2 protein-coding genes are annotated in these 1832 nt (G+C 37.7%); one reads left to right on the top strand and one right to left on the bottom strand.

The features are described from left to right. Positions 1-854 (bottom strand): M14 family zinc carboxypeptidase (locus ACY65O_RS09475; RefSeq protein WP_462220613.1); only part of this gene is annotated, 854 nt, incomplete at its 3' end. A 256-nt stretch (positions 855-1110) separates the two neighbouring features. On the opposite strand from ACY65O_RS09475, the gene ACY65O_RS09470 reads away from it, so the two are divergent. Further along, positions 1111-1776, top strand: coding sequence for a hypothetical protein (locus ACY65O_RS09470; protein WP_462220612.1), 666 nt, complete (start codon positions 1111-1113; stop codon positions 1774-1776). Positions 1777-1832: the final 56 nt, after the last annotated feature.

Raw genomic sequence — 1832 nt, 5'->3', positions numbered from 1 at the left:
CCCAATTTGGCAGTAAGCTCCTGGTTTTTTTCCGGCGTTAAAGGATTTACCCTTGATGGCACACCCGGCTGAAAAAAGAAAGTAGCATTACTCGTTTGCTCATGATGATCGGTTAAAATATTCGGCTTCCATTTATGAAACCACTGTAACCTGTTCTGACTTTCTACATGCACCGCCGGCAACCAATCCCTGTTTAAATCAAACCAGTAATGATTAAATCTTCCGCCAGGCCACACTTCGTTAAACTCCCTGCTGTTAGGGTCGGTAACTAAATTTTTACTTTTATGCTGGTTGGCCCAGGTAGAAAAACGCTGTAAACCATCAGGGTTAAACGAAGGATCAAAAAGTATTACCGTATTGTCTAAAAGCTCGTCAATATTTTTTCCCTGTGCTGCAGCTAAATAATAAGCCGTTAATAAAGATGCATTGGCACCGCTGGGTTCGTTGCCATGAATAGAATGGCCGATCCAAACTACAATGGGCATGTTATCTATATTTACCGAAGCCGATTTTGAAGGATCGCTCAACAACAAATGCTGCTGCCGTATTTCTTCCAGCCGCTGCTGATTTTTTTGCGACGTAATTATTAATAAAACCTGAGGCCTGCCTTCGTAAGTAAAACCCATTGTTTCTAATTTCACTCTATCGGGTGCAGCAGCCGCTATGGCTTTCATATAATTCACCAGCCTGTCGTGTGTTACGTGCCACTCTCCCACTTCGTGATAAATAATATCTTTTGGTTTTGGAATAGCAGCGTTATAGGTAACATCATCCGGCAAATAATAATGTAGATCCTGTGCAATGGTTTGCAATGCAGTTAAAAAAACAATGGCACAAACAAGTAGCCTTCTCATAAGCAGTTTAGTTTAAGAATGAAAATAGGTTGTTTAAGGGAAAATACAAAAGGCAATTTTGGGCCGGGCATAGAATTGCTATTTAGCTTCATTGGTCTGGCCTAAGGCGAGACACTCGTGTACAGAATATCTTTATTGAGCTTTTATTGCAGCGGAGATGAACATACAATATTTGAAAGATTACTTTAAAGCAATAGAGTTTAGTATATTTATGAGATGTACGCAAGCTGACCACAGACGGTCGACAAATAAAAAAATGAAAAAAAGTATATTATTAATAATCATTGCAACGGCAGGACTTTTATCCTGTAAGCAAGGCAGTAAATCAAAGCCAGAAACTGTTGATATAGAAACTATAAATTCGGTAAGGAATTATGAGTATGCTGATTCTATGGGTAAGCGTGTAATAATACATAACGGCTTACCAAAAGGTGAATCATACACTGACCCTAATGGGAAGAAATATTTTAAAGTTATATTTTGGACTCGAATAATCAATGAAACAGATAATCCTCTAGAATTGAACATTGACTTTCCTGTAGATTTATATGAGGTTCAGGGGTTACCAGGTAATTACTATAAAGTATTGGTTCCACCCGATACAATGACAATTGATAAAGAATCATTGTATGGCTATGGTTTGACAGGTTTAAAATCTTTTTTAGATAATAGTATTCATAAGCCGTCATCTTTAAAAAGAATTATTAACCCAAAAGAATCGAGTGGTTTTTATGTTGTAATACTTAGCCTGACGACTGAAGGAACACCCGGTAGCACATTGCGAACAGGACTTAGTCTAAAAGGGCAAAATCTTTTTTATAAAATTTCACGATACGCTAGCAAGGCAGGACTACCATTAATAAGCGAAAAAGAAATTAATTGTGGAAGTATTAATTTAAAAAATTTGATTTTACAGAAATAAACAAAAGCCTGCGTACAACATATCCGTTCCGCCGGGGTCTTCACCGCCTGGCAATG

The organism is Ferruginibacter sp., from assembly GCF_031430955.1.
Classification (GTDB): Bacteria; Bacteroidota; Bacteroidia; order Chitinophagales; family Chitinophagaceae; genus Ferruginibacter.
Note: the sequence above shows the minus strand (reverse complement) of the source record. Positions and strands in the feature narration are given on the sequence as shown.

Bases quoted from the DNA above. Each gene is read 5' to 3' on its own strand.
- ACY65O_RS09470 (WP_462220612.1), top strand. From the start codon at position 1,111: ATGAAAAAAAGTATATTATTAATAATCATTGCAACGGCAGGACTTTTA.